This is a genomic window from Kribbella alba (assembly GCF_039529635.1).
Lineage (GTDB): Bacteria > Actinomycetota > Actinomycetes > Propionibacteriales > Kribbellaceae > Kribbella > Kribbella alba.
The window spans coordinates 322,526-339,357 of sequence record NZ_BAAANE010000007.1; the positions used below are offsets into that span (position 1 = coordinate 322,526).

A 16,832-nucleotide genomic window follows, 5' to 3' on the forward strand; every position below is an offset into this window, starting at 1 on the left:
AAATCCCGTATACAACATACGGAAGAGCTTCGTTTGCGAGCCAAGGAGCACGTCACATGGACCACCATCCCCTGCATCTCCCCTCCGCAAGCCGCGCTGTCAGCCGGCCGATGTCCCGCCGCCGGCTGCTCGGGCTGGGCGGTGGTCTGGCCGCCGGGATCGGGCTCGTCCCGATGCTCTCGGCCTGTGGAGCCGACGACACCGCGTCGTCGGCCTCCGCGTCCGCCGGCGGCGGCACCCTCACGATGGGCATCAACGCGACGCCCGACACGCTCGACCCCGGCGCGACCGGCCTCGCTCTGACCCTGCTGATCTCCTTCGCCCTGTTCGACCCGCTGGTCTACTGGCTGCCCGACGGCAACGGCGGCAGCGCGTTCCACCCGGGCCTGGCCGAGTCGTGGAAGATCTCGCCGGACGCTTCGGTCTACACGTTCAAGCTGCGCAAGGGCGTGACGTTCCACGACGGCACACCGTTCAACGCGGCCGCGGTCAAGGCGACGTACGACCACGTGGTCGACCCGAAGACCAAGTCGAAGAGCGGTCTCGGCGCGCTCGGTCCGTACAAAGAGACCAAGATCCTCGACGACTACACCGTCCAGATCATCTTCACCGCGCCGAACGCGTCGTTCCTGCACCAGCAGGCGGCCGGCAACTTCGGCATCTCCTCACCGACCGCGCTGGCCAAGTACGGGCCGGTGGGCTTCGGCAACAACCCGGTCGGGACCGGCCCGTTCACCTTCCAGAGCTACCAGACCGGCAACCAGCTCACGCTGCTCAAGAACCCGAAGTACACCTGGGGTCCGCCGGCGCTCGGCACCGGTCCGGCCAAGCTCGACAAGCTGATCTTCCGGATCGTCACGGACGACAGCGGTCGCTACAACGCCCTGCAGAGCGGCCAGTTGCAGATCGCGATGAACCTTCCGCCCAACAACATCTCCGCGGCGCAGAAGTCCGGCAAGTACCAGCAGTTGCTGGTGCCCTCGATCGGCACCCCGCTCGGTATGCCGATCAACGTGACCAAGCCGCCGACCGACGATCCGCTGGTGCGGCAGGCGATCATGTACGCCGTCGACCAGGACGCTCTGGTCAAGGGGGTCCTGTACGACGTGTACAAGCCGGCGCACAACGTCCTCACGCCGATCACGCCCGGCTTCAGCGAGGCGGCCGGCAAGAGCTACTCCTACGACCCGGCCAAGGCGGCCGCGCTGCTCGACCAGGCCGGGTGGACCGCGGGCAGCGGCGGCACGCGGACCAAGAACGGCCAGAAGCTGAACCTCGACATCATCCTGTTCAGCGGCGCCGGGATGGAACTGCCGGCTCAGTTCGTCGTGTCGGAGCTCCAGAAGGTCGGCTTCAGCTCGAGCACCAGTGTCCAGCCGTTCGCGACCGCGCAGGCCAGCTTCAACTCCGGCGTCCACAACCTCGGCTCGTTCGGCTACTACGGCGCGGATCCCTACCTGCTCAACATCTGGGTCAACTCGAACGCGATCCAGTCCGGCTTCAACTGGTCGCACTACAAGAACCCCGCGGTGGACCAGATGATCGCCAAGGCGAACGCAACCGCCGCCGACGCGACCCGGAACAGCCTCTACCAGCAGGTCGGCACGAAGCTGATGCAGGACTCGATGTACCTGCCGCTGTGGGACGTCGCCGGCGCGTTCACGTTGTCGCCGAAGGTGAAGAATTTGCACCAGACCCTGAACGGCTACCTGGCGTTCCACAGCGCCACGCTCGGCTGATGACGCTTTTCATCCTGCGTCGCCTCGGTTCCGCGATCCCGGTCGTGGTCGGCATCACCGTGATCTCGTTCGCCCTCGTCCATCTGGTGCCCGGCGACCCGGCCAAGGTGATCCTGTACGGCTCGAACGCGTCGCCGGAGCAGATTGCCCTGCTCCGGCAGCAGTTGGGCCTGGACCAACCGATCTGGCGGCAATACTTCGACTTCGGGGACAACCTGCTGCACGGCAACCTGGGCACATCGTTCCTGACCCAGAACTCGGTCGCCTTCGAGCTGCTCTCCCGGGCGCCGAGCACGCTGGTCCTCACCGCGGCGTCGATGCTGGTGGCGATGGCGGTCGGCATCCCGCTCGGTCTGGTGGCCGGGAGGCGGCCGGGATCGATCCTCGACACGGTCGCCCGCGGGGTTTCGTTCGTCGGCGTCGCCGTGCCGTACTTCTTCCTCGCGCTGTTGCTCGTGCTGGTCTTCAGCGTCAAGCTGCACTGGCTGTCCGCGATCGACGACGGTACTGCGAAGAGCCTCGTCCTGCCGGCGGTCTCCCTGGGCTGGGGGTACGCCGCGATCCTCACCCGGCTGGTCCGCGGCCGGGTGATCGAGGAACTGCGCAGCGACTACGTGAAGTCGGCTCGAGCCCGGGGGAGTGGCGAGTGGCGGGTCTTGCTCAGGCAAGTACTGCGGAACTCGTCCGTGCCGGCCGTCACCACCATCGGCCTGCAGTTCGGCAACATCCTGACCGGTGCCGCCATCACCGAGGTGATCTTCGGCCGGGCCGGTCTGGGCAGCTTCCTGGCGACCTCGATCACCAGCAAGAACATCCCCGTCGTCCAGGGTGCCGTCGTGGTGATCGGGATCGGCTACGTGCTGATCAACCTCGGCGTCGACCTGGTCGTCGGCGCCATCGACCCCCGCACCCGGCAGGAGGCAGCCGCATGAGCTCAGGTGATCCCGTGGCGTTGGGTTCTGTCCCGGTCCGGCTGAGCAAACCCGGCCGCCGGTCCACCAAGGGGCTGAGGGCAACGATCGCCAGAGCGGTACTGCTCCTTGCGGTGCTGCTGGTGCTGATCCTGCTCGTCGCTCCGGGCCTGTTGGCTCATGTGGATCCGGTGGCCACCAGCGACGCGAACCTGCAGGGTCCGAGCGGTAGCCACCTGTTCGGGACCGATCTGCTGGGCCGCGACGTCTTCAGCCGCACGGTGTACGGCGCGCAGCCGGTGCTGCTGGCGAGTCTGCTCGGAGTGCTCCTCGCCACTGCGTCAGGGGTCGCGATCGGGGTCCTCGGCGGGATCGCGCCGCGCTTGGTCAACGCCGTGGTGATGCGTCTGGTGGACGTGTTCCTCGCACTGCCTGTGCTGCTGATCGCGCTGATCCTGATCGCCACCGCGGGCTCGGGCGTCCGCAGCATCGTGCTGGCCATCGGCGTCGCCTTCACCCCCGGCTTCGCCCGCGTCGTGGAGTCCTCGGTACGCCGGTTGCGCAAGGCCGAGTACGTCGAAGCGGCGCAGGTGTTCGGATCGAGCACCCTCCGCACGTCCTGGCGGCATCTGCTGCCGAACCTGCTCACCGAGGTGGTCGTTCTCGGCAGCAGCGCGATCGGCTGGGGCGTGCTGACCGCGACGACGCTGAGTTTCCTCGGCCTGGGGGTCCGATTGCCCGCACCGGACTGGGGGAGCGACCTTGCGGCAGGCGCGACCAACCTGGCCGATGCCTGGTGGCTCTCGACCTTTCCCGGCCTGGCGATCATGGCGACGATCCTGCTCGCCAACTTCTCCGGCGACTACCTGATGCGCGTGCTGGACCCGCGCGAGGGCGTGCGGCTGGGACGCAGCTTCCGGCAGTTGGCCACCCGGCTGTCCAACACCCGGCTGGCCAAGCAGGAAGGTGACAGCAAATGAGCCCGCTGCTCGAGGTCACCGGCCTCCGCACCGAGATCGACACCAGGCAGGGAAAGATCCGCCCGGTCGACGGAGTCACCTTCTCCGTCGAGGCCGGCGAGACCCTCGGAGTGGTCGGGGAGTCAGGCTCCGGCAAGACGATGACCGGCATGTCGATCATGCGGCTGCTCCCGCCGGGTGGGTCGATCGTCGCCGGTTCGATCCGCCTGGACGGCCAGGAGCTCACCGACCTCTCCGAGCCGGAGATGCGCAAGCTGCGTGGTAGCCGGATGGCGATGATCTTCCAGGACCCGATGACCTCGCTGAACCCCGTCCGCACCATCGGCAGTCAGCTTCGCGAGGCGTATCGCATCCACACCGGCGGGAGTCGGGCCGCCGCGACCACCCGGGCCACCGACGTCCTCGGGCTGGTCGGGATGCCCCGGCCGCGAGAGCGCCTCGACGACTACCCGCACCAACTGTCGGGCGGGATGCGGCAGCGGGTGATGATCGCACTCGGCCTGATGTGCGATCCCGGCCTGCTGATCGCCGACGAGCCGACGACCGCGCTCGATGTCTCGATCCAGGCGCAGATCCTGACGCTGATCGACGATCTGAAGTCGCAGTTGTCGATGGGCGTGCTGCTGGTGACCCACGACATGGGCGTGATCTCGGAGTACGCGGACCGCGTCGCGGTGATGTATGGCGGACGGATGGTGGAGCAGGCCGGCGTACGGGAGTTGTTCGCGGCGCCCAGGCACCGGTACACCGAAGCGTTGCTGGCGGCGATGCCGACTCTCGAGCTCGACCGCCGTGCGGACCTCGCCACGATCCCCGGTGCGCCGCCGAAGTTGCTGGAGCTGCCGCCGCAGTGCCGGTTCGCGCCCCGGTGTGCCTTCGCCCAGGACGATTGCCGGCAGGCGGACCCGTCCCTTGTCGAGTCCGGGCCCGGCCACCTGCATGCGTGCTTCCATCCGGCCGACGAGAGCTCGTCGCTGCTGATCGGGACGGAGCGGCTCAGGTCGCGGCCGAAACAGGAGCCGGGAGGAAGCGACACCCTCGTGCAGCTCTTCGACGTGCACAAGAAGTTCGGCCTGCGGTCGCTACGGCCGTTCGGCCCGAAGCGAGCCGTGCACGCGGTCTCCGGCGTCACCCTGAGCATCGGCGCGGGGGAGACCATCGGCATCGTCGGGGAGTCCGGCTGTGGCAAGACCACCATCGGCCGGATGCTGGTCGGCCTCGAGCGCCCGACCAGCGGCTCGGTCATGTTCGACGGTCGCGATCTTGCCGCCCAGGGACGCAACGTACTGCGGAAGCGGCGACGCGATCTGCAGATGATGTTCCAGGACTCCGCCGCCGCGCTCGATCCGCGGATGACCGTGGCGGCGCTGATCGAGGAGCCGCTGGTCGCGCAGGGGGTCGGCACCCGGCGCGAGCGTCGCCGGACCGTCAGCGAGTTGCTGGACGCGGTGGGCCTGCCACCTGAGGCGGCACAGCGCTATGCGCACGAGTTCTCCGGCGGTCAGCGGCAACGGATCGCGATGGCCCGGGCGCTGGCGCTTCGGCCGAAGGTGATCGTCGCCGACGAACCGGTCTCGGCGCTGGACGTCTCGGTGCAGGCACAGATCCTGAACCTGATGCGGTCGCTGCAGGACCGCTACGGCCAGACGTACGTCGTGATCTCGCACGACCTGTCCCTGCTGAAATACCTGGCCGACCGGATCGGGGTGATGTACCTGGGCCGGCTGGTCGAGCTCGGCGCGAGCGAGGACGTCTACGGTGCGCCCAGGCACCCCTACACGGCCGGCCTGATCAAGGCCATCCCGGCGCCGGAATCGGCGAAGACCGACCAGGCCCGATCGGTCGGCCTCGGCGGCGAACTGCCGTCAGCGATCGACCCGCCGAGCGGCTGCCACTTCCGGACGCGTTGCCCGCTTGCCACCGATCGCTGCGCTGAAGAGGTACCGGCGCTCGCGGCCGCTGACGGCCTGCACGCGGTCGCCTGTCACCACCCCCTGACCACCACCGAACTCCTGACCATGGCGAGGTAGCGGATGCCCAACACCCACAAGCTCGATCCCACCCCCCAGACGACCATCGACGTGTTCACCGCGGAGCGCCCGCCGGTGCTGAGCGTCGACCCCGGCGACACCCTGATCGTCCACTCGCTCGACGCCTCCGGCTACTTGTCGCCGCAGACGACACCGGGCGAGCAGCAGCCGAAGATGTTCGCCGAGGCGCGCGGACACTGCCTGACCGGGCCGATCGCGATCAGCGGCGCCGAGCCAGGCGACGTACTGGCTCTCCAGCTCCTCTCGCTGACGCCGGATCCGTGGGGCTGGACCGTCGCGGGGGCATTGAAGTCGCCGATCACCGAACGGCTGGGCGTCACCGACAAGCCGTCCTGGTTGCTCTGGGATCTTGACTCCGAGGCCGGCACCGGCAGCTGCAACGGTGGCTTCACCCGCGAGTTGGCTCCGTTCCTGGGCGTGATGGGCGTGGCGCCCGAGGCGACCGGTGAGCACTCGACGATCCCGCCGCGGGCCGTCGGCGGAGGCAACATCGACTGCAAGGAGTTGGTGGCCGGGTCGACGCTCTACTTGCCGGTGGCCGTCGCCGGCGCGATGCTCAGTCTGGGCGACGGACACGCCGCCCAGGGCGACGGTGAAGTCGGCGGTACCGCGATCGAGTGCCCGATGACCACTACGCTGACCGTCGACCTGGTCCGGGAGGAGCGCCCCATCGACACCATTCACGCCGAGACCCCGGCCGGGCGGGTCACCTTCGGCTTCGACGTCGACCTCAACGTGGCGATGGGTGATGCGCTGGACGCGATGGTCCGGTGGATGCAAGCGATCCTCGCTGTCGACAAGAGCACCGCCCTGGCGCTTGCGAGCACCTCCGTCGATCTGCGGGTCACCCAGGTCGCGAACCAGACCTGGGGCGTCCACGCCCTGCTGCCGACCGGAGTACTGGTATGACGACTGTGCAGAACGGAATCTTCGAGCTGGGCGAGTTGCCGGTCGAGCGAGGCGGGGTGATCCGCGACGCGAAACTGTCCTGGCAGACCCACGGCACGCTGTCGCCCGCTCGGGACAACGTGATCGTCTACCCCTGCAGCTACGGTGCGACGCACGAGACCCAGGACTGGCTGGTCGGTCCCGTGCTCGATCCGGAGCGCTGGTTCATCGTGATCCCGGACATGTTCAGCAACGGGCTGTCCTCGAGCGCTTCCACGGATCCGGAGTACCCGTCGCTGGTGACGATGGCGGACAACGTGCACGCGCAGTACAGGCTTCTCACCGAGCAGTTCGGTGTCACCCGCGTCGCCGCGGCGTACGGGTTCTCGATGGGCGCCGGTCAGGCCTATCACTGGGCGACGCTCTACCCGGACTTCGTCGAGCGGGCGATCGTCGTCTGCGGCAGTGCCCGTACTTCGTTGCACAACAGGGTCTTCCTCAGAGGCCTGCTGAGCATTCTCGAGGCGGCCCCCGAGCACCTCGGCAACGGGCGGTTCTCCTCGGAGCCGGTTGCCGCGATGCGCGCGTTCGCCCACGTGTACGCCGGCTGGGGGCTCAGCCAGGACTTCTACCGTGCCCGGCTCTACGAGTCTCTGGGTGCGCCGGACCTGGACACGTTCCTGCAGACCGACTGGGTGGACCGCTTCGCCGAGGGGCGCGCGGCCGACAAGTACGCGCAGGCGCTGACCTGGCTCGAGGCCGACGTGAGCACGCCGTTCGGCGGCGACCTCGACGTTGCCCTGGGCGCCATCGTCGCGCGCGTCCTGCTGATGCCGTCGGCAACGGACCTGTACTTCCGTACCGCGGACAACGAGCTCGAGCTGGCGTCGTTGCGCAAGGCCGAGCTGGTCGAGATTCCCAGCATCTGGGGGCATCGGGCCGGCTCACCGGCCGACATCCCCGCCGACCTCGAGTTCCTGAGCCGCCACGTGCGCGCCTTCCTCGAAGACTGAGAGGGACCTGCCGATGACCGTTGCCGAGCCTTCCTACCAGGTGCTGCCGCCGACCATCGAGGGCCGCATCCCGTTCGACAAGGGCGAGACCTGGTTCCGCGTCACCGGCGACCTGTCCAGCGGGGTCACGCCGCTGGTCGTCGCCCACGGCGGCCCGGGAGCCACCCACCAGTACCTGCTCTCGCTGACCGCCTTCGCGGATCCGGACGGCCTGGCCCGGCCGGTCGTGCACTACGACCAGCTCGGCTGTGGGAACTCCACGCACCTGCCCGACGCCGACCCGTCGTACTGGACCGTCGAGCTGTTCCTGGCCGAGCTCGACAACCTGGTGACCCTGCTCGGGATCGCGGACGACTACCACCTGCTCGGCCAGTCCTGGGGCGGCATGCTCGCGGCCGAACACGCCGTACTGCGGCCGGCAGGCCTACGTCGGCTCGTCATCGCGAACTCGCCCGCGTCGATGCCCCTGTGGCTCGAGGCGGCCGCGTCGTTGCGGGCTGAGCTCCCGCCCGTGATCGACGAGACCCTGCGCTCCCACGAGGAGGCGGGGACGACGGACTCCGCGGAGTACGAGACCGCGATGAAGACGTTCTACGACCGGCACGTCTGCCGCGTCGTACCGAATCCGCCGGAGGTGCGGGCGGCGTTCGCGTCCCTCGAGGAGGACCCGACCGTCTACCACACGATGAACGGGCCCAGCGAGTTCCATGTGGTCGGCAGCCTGCGGGACTGGAGCATCGTGGACCGCCTCCCCCAGATCGAGGTGCCGACGCTGGTGATCTCGGGCGCGTACGACGAGGCCGCGCCGGTCGCGGTGACGCCGTACGCCGAGCTGATCCCGGACGCGCACTGGGAGATCTTCATGGCCTCCAGCCACATGCCGCACGTCGAGGAACCCAGCCGCTACCTCACCGTGGTGGAGTCGTTCCTCCGCGGGAGCAGCTGACCCCAGCGCGACGGGTGTGGCAAAGTCGGAGCCGTGACGGTCGGCCAGGTCCCCGTTGAGCTGCTGCCGCAGCTGCGGCGGGCGCGGGATGTTGCCGATCGCAACTTCGCGGAGCCGGTCGACCTGGCCAGGCTGGCGGCGGCCGCCGGGGTCTCGAAGAAGTACCACTTCCTGCGGTGCTGATGCTGCCCGCTTCGGCATCGCCACCGACGACTGCCGCAAGACCTTCGACGAGCTGGTCGCGAAGGGCGTCGAGTACATCCAGGAACCCTCCGACCGCCCGTACGGCGTGGAGGCGGTGCTCCGGGACAACTCCGGCAACTGGCTCGTCCTGGTCGAGCAGAAGCCCTACGGCCCGGACGGCTTCGCCTGATCCGGTCGGCTCGGCGCGGCAGAGTTGGCCTGATCCGGTCGGTTGACGTGGTTGGCTGCCGGGTTCTTCGCCCGGTAGCGCCGAGCAAGCCGCCAGCGGGCGAAACCGGCGGCATCGGCCCGGTCGCCTGGGCGCCACGCCAACCGGTCCGCCCGGATCCAGGGACTTCGGACACCTTGGTGGGACCGTGGACACGATATTCGTTGTCCGAGGTCCCCGGTGGGGGTACTGACCCCCGATAACTGGGCGGATCCGGGCATGTACTCGCGCTCCAGATCGTGGAGATGTCCGGCCGCTGCCGTCAGACCTCGCTGGCCGGGGGACGGCAACCACCCACTGCGGACGTGATTGGGTGGGCCGGTGATCATCTCGGTGGACCCGGCCGCGCCTCAGCCGCCGTACGAGCAGGTGAAGCAGCAGATCGAGGACCAGATCCGGCGGGGTGAGCTGGCACAGGGGACGCGGCTGCCGACCGTACGGCAGCTCGCGGGTGAAGTCGGGCTGGCCGTGAACACGGTCGCCCGGGCGTACAAGGAGCTCGAGGCAGACCGGTTGGTGGAGACGCGAGGACGCAACGGCACCTTCGTGCTGGCGTCGCGCAGTCAGGTGGACGACGAGGACACCCGGGCGGCGGCAGCGGCCTTCGCCCGGGCCGCGCGGCGCGCCGGCCTGAGTCTCGCGGAAGCGACCCGCGTCCTCCACGACGCCTGGTGATCGCTGGACCGGTCCCTTCGGTAGGTCTCGGGAAAGCGACCCGCGTCCTCCACGGCAACCGGTGATCGCGGACCGGCCGAAAGCCTGGCGGCTCGCGGGCTGACCGCCGCGGCCCGCTGAACCAGGGCTCGGCGGAAACGATTCCAATTTGCTCACCGACAACGTTGTCCGAGGTATCCCCGACATCGCCGCGCTGGCGCCGCTGCTCACGGGTCCCTACAAGCTGGTCCGGGGCGACACCTTCTTCGACCTCCTCAACCGCACCCTCCAGTGAGGCACGCCCCGGCGGGAAGGTCCGCCGTCTTCCCGCCGGGGCGTGGGTCAGCGGAACAGGCGGTCGGCCTCGCGCAGGGCGTTGGCTGCTACCTGTCGACCGAGGGTGACTCCGGCCGTGTCGGCTGTGCGGGTGTGGATTCCCGACCAGACGCGTGCGTCGACGTTCTCAGTGGTGAGCTGGTGCCAGCCGGTGTAGGTGCGGGTCACACCCGGCGCGCTCGGACTCCCGATCGTGTAGGGCTTGGCCGTGCGCCCGCCGACGAGCGAGGTGAGAACCTGCTCGGCCGCGCCGGAGTAGGTGTTGTGGCCGCTGGGGTAGTCAGGGTGTGCGGGCGTGGTGTGCAGGGGCGTCCAGTCCGGGTCATCGGTTGCGCGGATCGCGGTGATCGGACGCCAGCTCTGGTACGCGTACTTCGTGTCCGACGTCGCGATCTGCGTGTCCACCGAGGCGACATGGAACAACGCCACCAGCTTGGCCCTTTCCACCAGCGCCTTCCGCGCCGACTCCGCCAGCGCTACTCGCAACGGAGCCGTGTAGAGCACGTATGACGAGCCGAGCCAGAAGGTCGCCGTGTCGGTCTGGGCCTGGGTGCGGGTGGTGCTGTCGAACGCCCCGGTCGCCTGTACTTCGGCCAGGTCGCGGAGGTAGCGGTCCGACCCGACTGCTGGCGGTGGGCCTGGGCGGAACTGAGCTGGCTTGGTCAGCAGGAAGGGCTTGGCGGAGCGATTGCCGTACTGCGTGGCCGGGCTGTAGGTGGGCGGCGTCGGCTGCCAGATCCCCGGGCCGGCAGGCGGTGGGGTGAACGGTGCGTTGACCGATGCCGGATCCAACCCGTCCTCGGCGCGTGACGCGAGCACCGTCTGCGCCTGCTTGCGGCCGGCAGCCAGTCCTGCTGATTCCGCTGTACCGTCAGGGATCCGGGCGAGCGTGGTCGACAATGACTGGTCCAGCTGGGCCTTTCGTGCGGGGACCAAGGTGACCAAGGTTTCGTGGACCGCCCCGGCCAGCGCTGCTTCGCGATAGTCCTGCGCCCGGCCGCTGGACGGCGTACGGAGCAGGGCGCGGGTGGCGGCCACCCAGCCGATCGCCCAGGTGCGGTTGTTCGTCACCTGGGTGGGTGCGCCTGCGGCAGTGATGGTGTCAGCAGTGACGTCGTACCACTCCAGTGCGACGTCTACCTGCTGTGTCGTAGCTGCGGAAGTCGGAACGGTCAATGCCGCGGACAAGGCGAGGGCGGGGGCGGCCGCCAAGGCAAGCGAACGGCGGACAGATCTCTGGTGCACGGGAACTCCTCTGTGGGACGCAGAAGCGCTGCGCAGGCGGGTGGCGCTACGCAGTAAGGAAGGTGAGTAAGACAGAGCGGAGCAGCTGGACGTACTTGGTCAACAGCTGGCGCTGGACGTGCGCATCAGATCGACATGGCGTCGCGCCACCAACCTGATCTCCGCACTCATGAAGCGATCATGGCACGCCTACCGCCCAGGTGGGAGAGTGTATTACTACCTGGACGGTAGACATTCAGCTTGGCGCCGCCATGACCGGCCCGCGCGGCGATCAGTCGTCGCGGGGGAGGGCCGGCGAAACGGCCACCAGGCAGCCGGAGAGGACGAGCGGCAGGATCATCGCGTGCTGAACGCCGAAGTGCTCGACCAACTGGCCGATCATCGCCGGCCCGACCAGGAACGCCGCGTACCCGAAGGTGACGACGATGGCGAGCATGCGTCCGCCGCCGACGTGACCTGCGACGGCGTAGACCTGCGGCGCGACCAGACCGAGGCCCAGTCCGACAAGCGCCCAGCCGATCAGCAGCAAGGGCAGGGGATCGGTGAGCACCGTGATGAAGTAGCCGGCGATCGCCGTGACCGCACCCACGCGGACCACGGCGCGGCGGCCGACCCGGGCGACGGCGCGGTCGCCGAGCAATCGGATGATCACCATGCATCCGCTGACGCAGACGAGCCCCAGCGCGCCGGTCGAGGGGTCGATCTTCGCGACATCGGTGACGTGGACCGAGGACCAGTCGACAGCCGTTCCCTCCGCGAGTCCGAAGCAGAAGGCCATCAGCCCGAGCGCCCACGCCAGCCGCGGGATCGCAGTACGGACGCCGTCTGGTTTGTGCTCGATCCGGCGGCCGTCCGGCACGATCCGGAATGCCACCGCGATCGCGATGATGCCGACCACGCAAAGCGTTTCGAGTGCCGGTCCGACGTTGGCGCCGCCGGTCCGGTCGAGCAGGCGGGCGATCAGCACGATGGTCCCGGCCGCGGTGAGGTTGCCCAGACTCCAGAACGCGTGGAAGCGGCTCATGATCGGTCTCGGCCGGGATTGCTCCACCTCGACGCCGAGCGAGTTCATCGCCACGTCCATCGCGCCGTTGCCGAGGCCGGCCAGCACCATCGCGACGATTGCCCAAGGCAATGACGAGGTGATCGCCAGCAGGCCGACGCCGGCAGCCAGGACGGAGAGGGTGACGAGGGCGACCGGCCGGGCACCGATCTTGTCGGCGAGCCGTCCACCGACCTGCATCGAGACGACCGCGGCAGCGGCAAGGCAGAACAGCAGCAGCGAAAGTCCCGACGCGCTCACGTCGAGCCGCTCTCGCAGGGCGGGAAGGGTCCCGCCGACCCCGCCGATCAGGGCGCCGTTGGTGGCGAAGAGAAGGAACACGGCAGCTGCCGCGGTCCGCGATGACATCGAGGGTGACGTGCCGCGGACCCGCCGCAACAGCCCCTGGCTCTGCAGCAGGTCCACCCGGACATTCGAACATGTCTGCTGACCGGTCAGCAACTTCTCCCCGGGGTCGCCTACCAGGTGTGGGCGACGTCTACCACGATGCGGCTGCCGGAGCCTGGGCCGGCGACGGTGAAGACGCGGAACGGGAGGCGGGCGCGGACGCCGAGCCCGATCGTGGTCTGGCCCTCGAAGCTGCCGGCGTAGGCAACCTGACGGAACGTGCGGTAGCCGGCCACGTTGGTCAGCTCCTTGCGATTGGCCGGACGGTAGGTGGATCGGCCGGCGTCGTTGTAGTCAGGAACGTGGGCGATGATCTCCAGCTTCGCGCCGCCGCGCAGCGGAACGCGGAAACCCGATCCGTCCTGGTAGACGTTCGACACGTAGCGCACGTGAGATCCGGACTGTTTGCCCGAGACATCGAACACGATGCGGTCGAAACAGGCGTGCCGGCCGGTGCGGATCCCCGTCAGTGTCCCGCGGCCGAGCGGGCTGCTTGCCTTAGGCAACGAGCCCCACTTGGTGCTGCAACTGGTGGCAGTGCTCGCCGCGGTGGTGCTCGCCGTCGCTGTCCCGCCGGCGATCGCCGGGATGGCGACCGCTCCCGCCGGGACGGCGGCGACGGCGAGGACGGCGATCGCGGTACGGATCGGTTTTCGGATGGTGCGGATTGCCTTCATGATGTCCCCCTTCAAAGACACCCGTTAGACGCCCGCTCCGGGGCCGATAGTTGTCGTTCGGGGGTGGTGATTTCAGGTGCCCGAACAACCACGAGCGGCGACCGAAAATCTGTTGCCGGAGGGGGCAGGATGAGGCCATGAGTCCTGACGAGCTGCTCGAGGTGTTCCACCGCCGGATCCGCCTGCCGGACGCCGACACCATCCCCGGCTGGAAGGTGGAGCACGACGGTCTCGTGCATCGCTCGTACCTGGACGGACCGGGCGGCGGCGGGTTCGTCGAGACACCTCGAGGGCTCGGCGACGACCCGGACGCGGTGATCGCGGCGGAGATCGAGTTCTTCGGCAAGCGCGGGTTGCCGTTCGAGTGGAAGACCTACGGCTACGACGAGCCGGCGGATCTCGGGGAGCGGCTGACCCGGGCCGGGTTCGTGGCGGAGGAACCCGAGACGCTGATCCTTGGCGAGGTCGACACCATCCTGGCCCGGCCTTCCGCGCTCCCGTCGAAGGTGGTGCTGCGCGATGTCGAGGAGGCGGCCGACTTCCACCGCATCGCAGTACTGATGGACACCTTGTGGCACAACGGGCTGGAGCGGATCGAGGAGCGGCTGGCGGCCGAGTCCCGGATGTTCCCTGACCGGCTGGTGGTGACGCTGATCGAGGAGGCGCTGAAGGGTCCGGACGGTCCGGCGTTGACGGCCGCCTGGATCCGGTTCCATCCAGGCACCGGGTTCGCCAGTCTGTGGGGCGGGGGCACGCTGCCGCAGTGGCGGCGGAAGGGGTTGTACAGCGCGATCCTGGCTCACCGGGCCCGGATCGCCAAGGACCGTGGGTTCGAGTTCCTCCGGGTGGACGCGTCCGAGGACTCCCGCCCGATCCTGCAGAAGCTCGGCCTGCACGCCGTCACCACCACCACGCCGTACCAGTTCACGCCCTGAACACGCGGGGCTGCCGCACGGAACGAGCCGTCGAGGTTGTACGTTGCGGAGATCATGGCCATGAAACTGACCTCGCGCTTCCGCCGGCTCCTGCAGCGCCCCGGCTCGATCGACCTCGGCCCGTACGAGCGGCTCACTGTCGCGATCGGCGAGGCGGAGGAATCGCTCCAGGAGTTGACCGACGACGAACTCACCGAGGTCGTCACCGAGATGCGGACGCCGGACGGCCTGGACGAGGGCGACCTGATCGAGTTCCTCGCGCTGGCCCGGGAGGCCGGCAAGCGGGCCATCGGCGAGCGCGCGTTCGACGGCCAGATCGTCGGCGCACTGGCGCTGCTCCGCGGCCGGATCGTCGAGATGGCCACCGGCGAGGGCAAGACCCTGGCCGGTGCGTTCGCCGCCGCCGGGTATGCGGTCGGCGGCCGCCGCGTCCAGGTGATGGCCGTGAACGACTACCTCGCCCGCCGCGATGCGGAGTGGATGGGCCCGGTCTACAAGCTGCTCGGCGTTTCCGTCAGCCACATCGGCCAGGCCTCGACGCCGGAGGAGCGCCGGGAGGCGTACCAGGCCGACGTCTGCTACGCCCCGGTCAGCGAGCTCGGCTTCGACGTACTGCGGGACCGGCTGGTCTCCGATGTCGCCGATCGCGTCACGGTGAAGCCGGACGTGGCGCTGGTCGACGAGGCCGACTCCGTCCTGATCGACGAGGCCCGGGTGCCGCTGGTCCTGGCCGGTGCGACCCGGTCCGAAGAACTCGACGACGACGTGGTCGCGTTGGTCCGCACTCTGCGCGCGGGGACCGACTACGAGGTCGACGGCGACGGCCGGACGGTCGCGCTCACCGACAAGGGCACGGACAAGGTCGAGGAACACCTGGGCGGGATCAACCTCTATGAGGACGAGAACCTCGAGCGGCTGACCCAGATCAACGTCGCGCTGCACGCGGAGGTGCTGCTGCGCAAGGATGTCGACTACCTCGTCCGCGACGGCAAGGTCAGCCTGATCAACAACAGCCGCGGCCGGATCGCCAAGCTGCAGCGGTGGCCGGACGGTCTGCAGGCCGCGGTCGAGGCCAAGGAGGCAGTGCCGGTCAGCGACTCCGGCGAGGTGCTGGACAGCATCACTGTGCAGGCGCTGGTCAGCAGCTACCCGAAGCTCTGCGGCATGACCGGTACTGCGGTGGTGGTGGGCGAGCAACTCCAGGAGTTCTACCAGGTCGAGGTGGCGCTGGTCCCGCCGAACAAGCCGAACATCCGGATCGACGAACCGGACCGGCTCTACCTGACCGTCGAGCAGAAGAACGCGGCGCTGGTCGAGCACATCAAGGAGATCCACGACACCGGCCGGCCGATCCTGATCGGCACGCACAGCGTGGAGGAGTCCGAGCAGCTGAGCGACCGGCTCGAGGCCGCCGAGGTGTCGCACGTCGTACTGAACGCCAAGAACGACGCCGAGGAGGCCGCGATCGTGGCCGAGGCGGGTGTGCCGGACACGGTGACGGTGTCCACGCAGATGGCCGGTCGCGGTACGGACATCCGGCTGGGCGGTCGCGACGAATCGCACGAGAAGGACCGCGCGGCGGAGCTCGGCGGCCTGTATGTGGTCGGGACCGGTCTGCACGCGTCGCGCCGGCTGGACGACCAGCTGCGCGGCCGCGCCGGACGCCAGGGCGACCCCGGCGGTTCACTGTTCTTCGCGAGCCTCGGCGACGAGTTGGTGACCCGGTACTCCGTGACATCGGGGCTGCGGCCGCAACCGGACGAGAACGGCCGGCTGACCGACCGCAAGGCGCTCGCGATGCTCGAACACGCCCAGCGGGTCGCCGACGGCGCGAATGCCGAGCTGCACCGTACGACGTGGTCGTACCACCGGTTGACGGGTCAGCAGCGGGCGATCCTGCTCGACACGCGGGAGAAGGTGCTCACCGAGGACCTGGCGGCCGAGGAACTGTCCGGCCGCGTGAAGGAGCGGTACGAGGAGTTGGTGGAGGAGGTCGGCGAGGACACGGTCAAGGACGCGGCTCGCAGGATCGCATTGCACCATCTGGACCAGCGCTGGAGCGACCACCTGGCTTATCTGGCCGATCTGCGCGAAGGGATCCACCTGCGCTCGCTGGCCGGCGGCATCGTGCACCTGAAGCCGATCGACGAGTTCAACAGGTCCGCGATCGCGTCGTTCGACACGCTGATCGAGGACGCCTGGACCGAGGCGGCCGAGACCTTCAAGGAAGCCGAGATCACTTCCGACGGTCTGGATGAAGAGGCGTCCGGGGTTCCGCGGCCGACCGCGACGTGGACGTACCTGGTCAACGACAACCCCTTCGGCACCGAGGCCGACCGGATCCTGGGCCGTCTCCGCAACGCCATCAAGCCCGCGTCCGTGGCCCAGTCCGAGGAGATTCCCGCAGAGGAGTTCGAGGATCTCCCCGAAGAGCTGCGCGACCTCGACGACGACGAACTGCCCGAGGAACTCCGCGACCTCGACGACGAAGACCTCCCGGAGCAGCTCCGGGAGGTCGACGCCGACGGGGACGAGAGGCCGCGCGACAAGGACTGAGCCGGCCGGGCGCGCGCGGGGATCACCCCGCGCGCGCTG

The 16,832-nt window shown here is 68.9% G+C and carries 16 protein-coding genes; 12 read left to right on the forward strand and 4 right to left on the reverse strand.

What is annotated here, in order from left to right; genetic code table 11:
* Window positions 1-56: 56 nt before the first annotated feature.
* From ABD210_RS19510 to ABD210_RS19555, 10 genes are all read left to right on the forward strand, one after another.
* Window positions 57-1,739 carry an ABC transporter substrate-binding protein gene (locus ABD210_RS19510; RefSeq protein ID WP_344113164.1) on the forward strand — a complete coding sequence of 561 codons (1,683 nt, stop codon included), beginning with the start codon at window positions 57-59 and terminating at the stop codon, window positions 1,737-1,739.
* Window positions 1,739-2,671, forward strand: a complete 933-nt coding sequence (locus ABD210_RS19515) for an ABC transporter permease (protein ID WP_344113165.1) — start codon at window positions 1,739-1,741, stop codon at window positions 2,669-2,671. The genes ABD210_RS19510 and ABD210_RS19515 overlap by 1 nt, the downstream gene beginning before the upstream one ends.
* Window positions 2,668-3,630 (forward strand): ABC transporter permease, encoded by a 963-nt coding sequence (locus tag ABD210_RS19520; RefSeq protein ID WP_344113168.1) that lies wholly within the window; start codon window positions 2,668-2,670, stop codon window positions 3,628-3,630. Before ABD210_RS19515 ends, ABD210_RS19520 begins: the two co-directional genes overlap by 4 nt.
* Window positions 3,627-5,660 (forward strand): dipeptide ABC transporter ATP-binding protein, encoded by a 2,034-nt coding sequence (locus tag ABD210_RS19525; protein WP_344113170.1) that lies wholly within the window; start codon window positions 3,627-3,629, stop codon window positions 5,658-5,660. The genes ABD210_RS19520 and ABD210_RS19525 overlap by 4 nt, the downstream gene beginning before the upstream one ends.
* Before the next feature lie 3 nt (window positions 5,661-5,663).
* Entirely contained in the window at window positions 5,664-6,590 is a 927-nt protein-coding gene (locus tag ABD210_RS19530) for an acetamidase/formamidase family protein (RefSeq protein ID WP_344113171.1), read from the forward strand.
* Window positions 6,587-7,582 carry an alpha/beta fold hydrolase gene (locus tag ABD210_RS19535; protein WP_344113173.1) on the forward strand — a complete coding sequence of 332 codons (996 nt, stop codon included), beginning with the start codon at window positions 6,587-6,589 and terminating at the stop codon, window positions 7,580-7,582. The genes ABD210_RS19530 and ABD210_RS19535 overlap by 4 nt, the downstream gene beginning before the upstream one ends.
* A 13-nt stretch (window positions 7,583-7,595) precedes the next feature.
* Window positions 7,596-8,528 carry a proline iminopeptidase-family hydrolase gene (locus tag ABD210_RS19540; RefSeq protein ID WP_344113174.1) on the forward strand — a complete coding sequence of 311 codons (933 nt, stop codon included), beginning with the start codon at window positions 7,596-7,598 and terminating at the stop codon, window positions 8,526-8,528.
* An 88-nt stretch (window positions 8,529-8,616) separates the two neighbouring features.
* A complete protein-coding gene (locus ABD210_RS19545) occupies window positions 8,617-8,901 on the forward strand; it encodes a VOC family protein (RefSeq protein ID WP_344113175.1) in 285 nt (94 codons plus the stop codon).
* Between the two features lie 360 nt (window positions 8,902-9,261).
* On the forward strand, window positions 9,262-9,615 hold the full coding sequence (locus ABD210_RS19550) for a GntR family transcriptional regulator (protein ID WP_344113176.1): 354 nt from the start codon (window positions 9,262-9,264) through the stop codon (window positions 9,613-9,615).
* 148 nt (window positions 9,616-9,763) lie between these two features.
* Window positions 9,764-9,889 (forward strand): hypothetical protein, encoded by a 126-nt coding sequence (locus ABD210_RS19555; protein ID WP_344113177.1) that lies wholly within the window; start codon window positions 9,764-9,766, stop codon window positions 9,887-9,889.
* Between the two features lie 47 nt (window positions 9,890-9,936).
* Here ABD210_RS19555 and ABD210_RS19560 read toward each other — a convergent pair whose 3' ends face one another.
* From ABD210_RS19560 to ABD210_RS19570, 4 genes are all read right to left on the reverse strand, one after another.
* Window positions 9,937-11,175 (reverse strand): vanadium-dependent haloperoxidase, encoded by a 1,239-nt coding sequence (locus tag ABD210_RS19560; RefSeq protein ID WP_344113179.1) that lies wholly within the window; start codon window positions 11,173-11,175, stop codon window positions 9,937-9,939.
* Window positions 11,176-11,274: 99 nt separating this feature from the next.
* A complete protein-coding gene (locus tag ABD210_RS32490; protein WP_425552712.1) occupies window positions 11,275-11,346 on the reverse strand; it encodes a putative leader peptide in 72 nt (23 codons plus the stop codon).
* Window positions 11,347-11,446: 100 nt separating this feature from the next.
* A complete protein-coding gene (locus ABD210_RS19565) occupies window positions 11,447-12,643 on the reverse strand; it encodes an MFS transporter (protein WP_344113180.1) in 1,197 nt (398 codons plus the stop codon).
* Window positions 12,644-12,696: 53 nt separating this feature from the next.
* On the reverse strand, window positions 12,697-13,302 hold the full coding sequence (locus ABD210_RS19570; RefSeq protein ID WP_344113182.1) for an AMIN-like domain-containing (lipo)protein: 606 nt from the start codon (window positions 13,300-13,302) through the stop codon (window positions 12,697-12,699).
* A gap of 137 nt (window positions 13,303-13,439) precedes the next feature.
* Between ABD210_RS19570 and ABD210_RS19575 the strand changes: the two genes are divergently transcribed.
* Both ABD210_RS19575 and secA2 read left to right on the forward strand, forming a co-directional pair.
* Complete coding sequence (locus ABD210_RS19575) at window positions 13,440-14,237, forward strand: GNAT family N-acetyltransferase (protein ID WP_344113183.1); 798 nt, start codon at window positions 13,440-13,442, stop codon at window positions 14,235-14,237.
* Between the two features lie 54 nt (window positions 14,238-14,291).
* The gene (gene secA2, locus ABD210_RS19580) at window positions 14,292-16,793 is read left to right on the forward strand and encodes an accessory Sec system translocase SecA2 (RefSeq protein WP_344113185.1); all 2,502 of its coding nucleotides are present in this window, start codon (window positions 14,292-14,294) and stop codon (window positions 16,791-16,793) included.
* Window positions 16,794-16,832: the final 39 nt, after the last annotated feature.

What these genes read in the sequence shown, in the direction of transcription:
- ABD210_RS19510 (WP_344113164.1), top strand. Translation starts at nt 57, where the DNA reads ATGGACCACCATCCCCTGCATCTCCCCTCCGCAAGCCGCGCTGTCAGC.
- ABD210_RS19535 (WP_344113173.1), top strand. Translation starts at nt 6,587, where the DNA reads ATGACGACTGTGCAGAACGGAATCTTCGAGCTGGGCGAGTTGCCGGTC.
- ABD210_RS19515 (WP_344113165.1), top strand. Translation starts at nt 1,739, where the DNA reads ATGACGCTTTTCATCCTGCGTCGCCTCGGTTCCGCGATCCCGGTCGTG.
- ABD210_RS19530 (WP_344113171.1), top strand. Translation starts at nt 5,664, where the DNA reads ATGCCCAACACCCACAAGCTCGATCCCACCCCCCAGACGACCATCGAC.
- ABD210_RS19545 (WP_344113175.1), top strand. Translation starts at nt 8,617, where the DNA reads ATGTTGCCGATCGCAACTTCGCGGAGCCGGTCGACCTGGCCAGGCTGG.
- secA2 (WP_344113185.1), top strand. Translation starts at nt 14,292, where the DNA reads ATGGCCATGAAACTGACCTCGCGCTTCCGCCGGCTCCTGCAGCGCCCC.
- ABD210_RS19570 (WP_344113182.1), bottom strand. Translation starts at nt 13,302, where the DNA reads ATGAAGGCAATCCGCACCATCCGAAAACCGATCCGTACCGCGATCGCC.
- ABD210_RS19575 (WP_344113183.1), top strand. Translation starts at nt 13,440, where the DNA reads ATGAGTCCTGACGAGCTGCTCGAGGTGTTCCACCGCCGGATCCGCCTG.
- ABD210_RS19540 (WP_344113174.1), top strand. Translation starts at nt 7,596, where the DNA reads ATGACCGTTGCCGAGCCTTCCTACCAGGTGCTGCCGCCGACCATCGAG.
- ABD210_RS19520 (WP_344113168.1), top strand. Translation starts at nt 2,668, where the DNA reads ATGAGCTCAGGTGATCCCGTGGCGTTGGGTTCTGTCCCGGTCCGGCTG.
- ABD210_RS19525 (WP_344113170.1), top strand. Translation starts at nt 3,627, where the DNA reads ATGAGCCCGCTGCTCGAGGTCACCGGCCTCCGCACCGAGATCGACACC.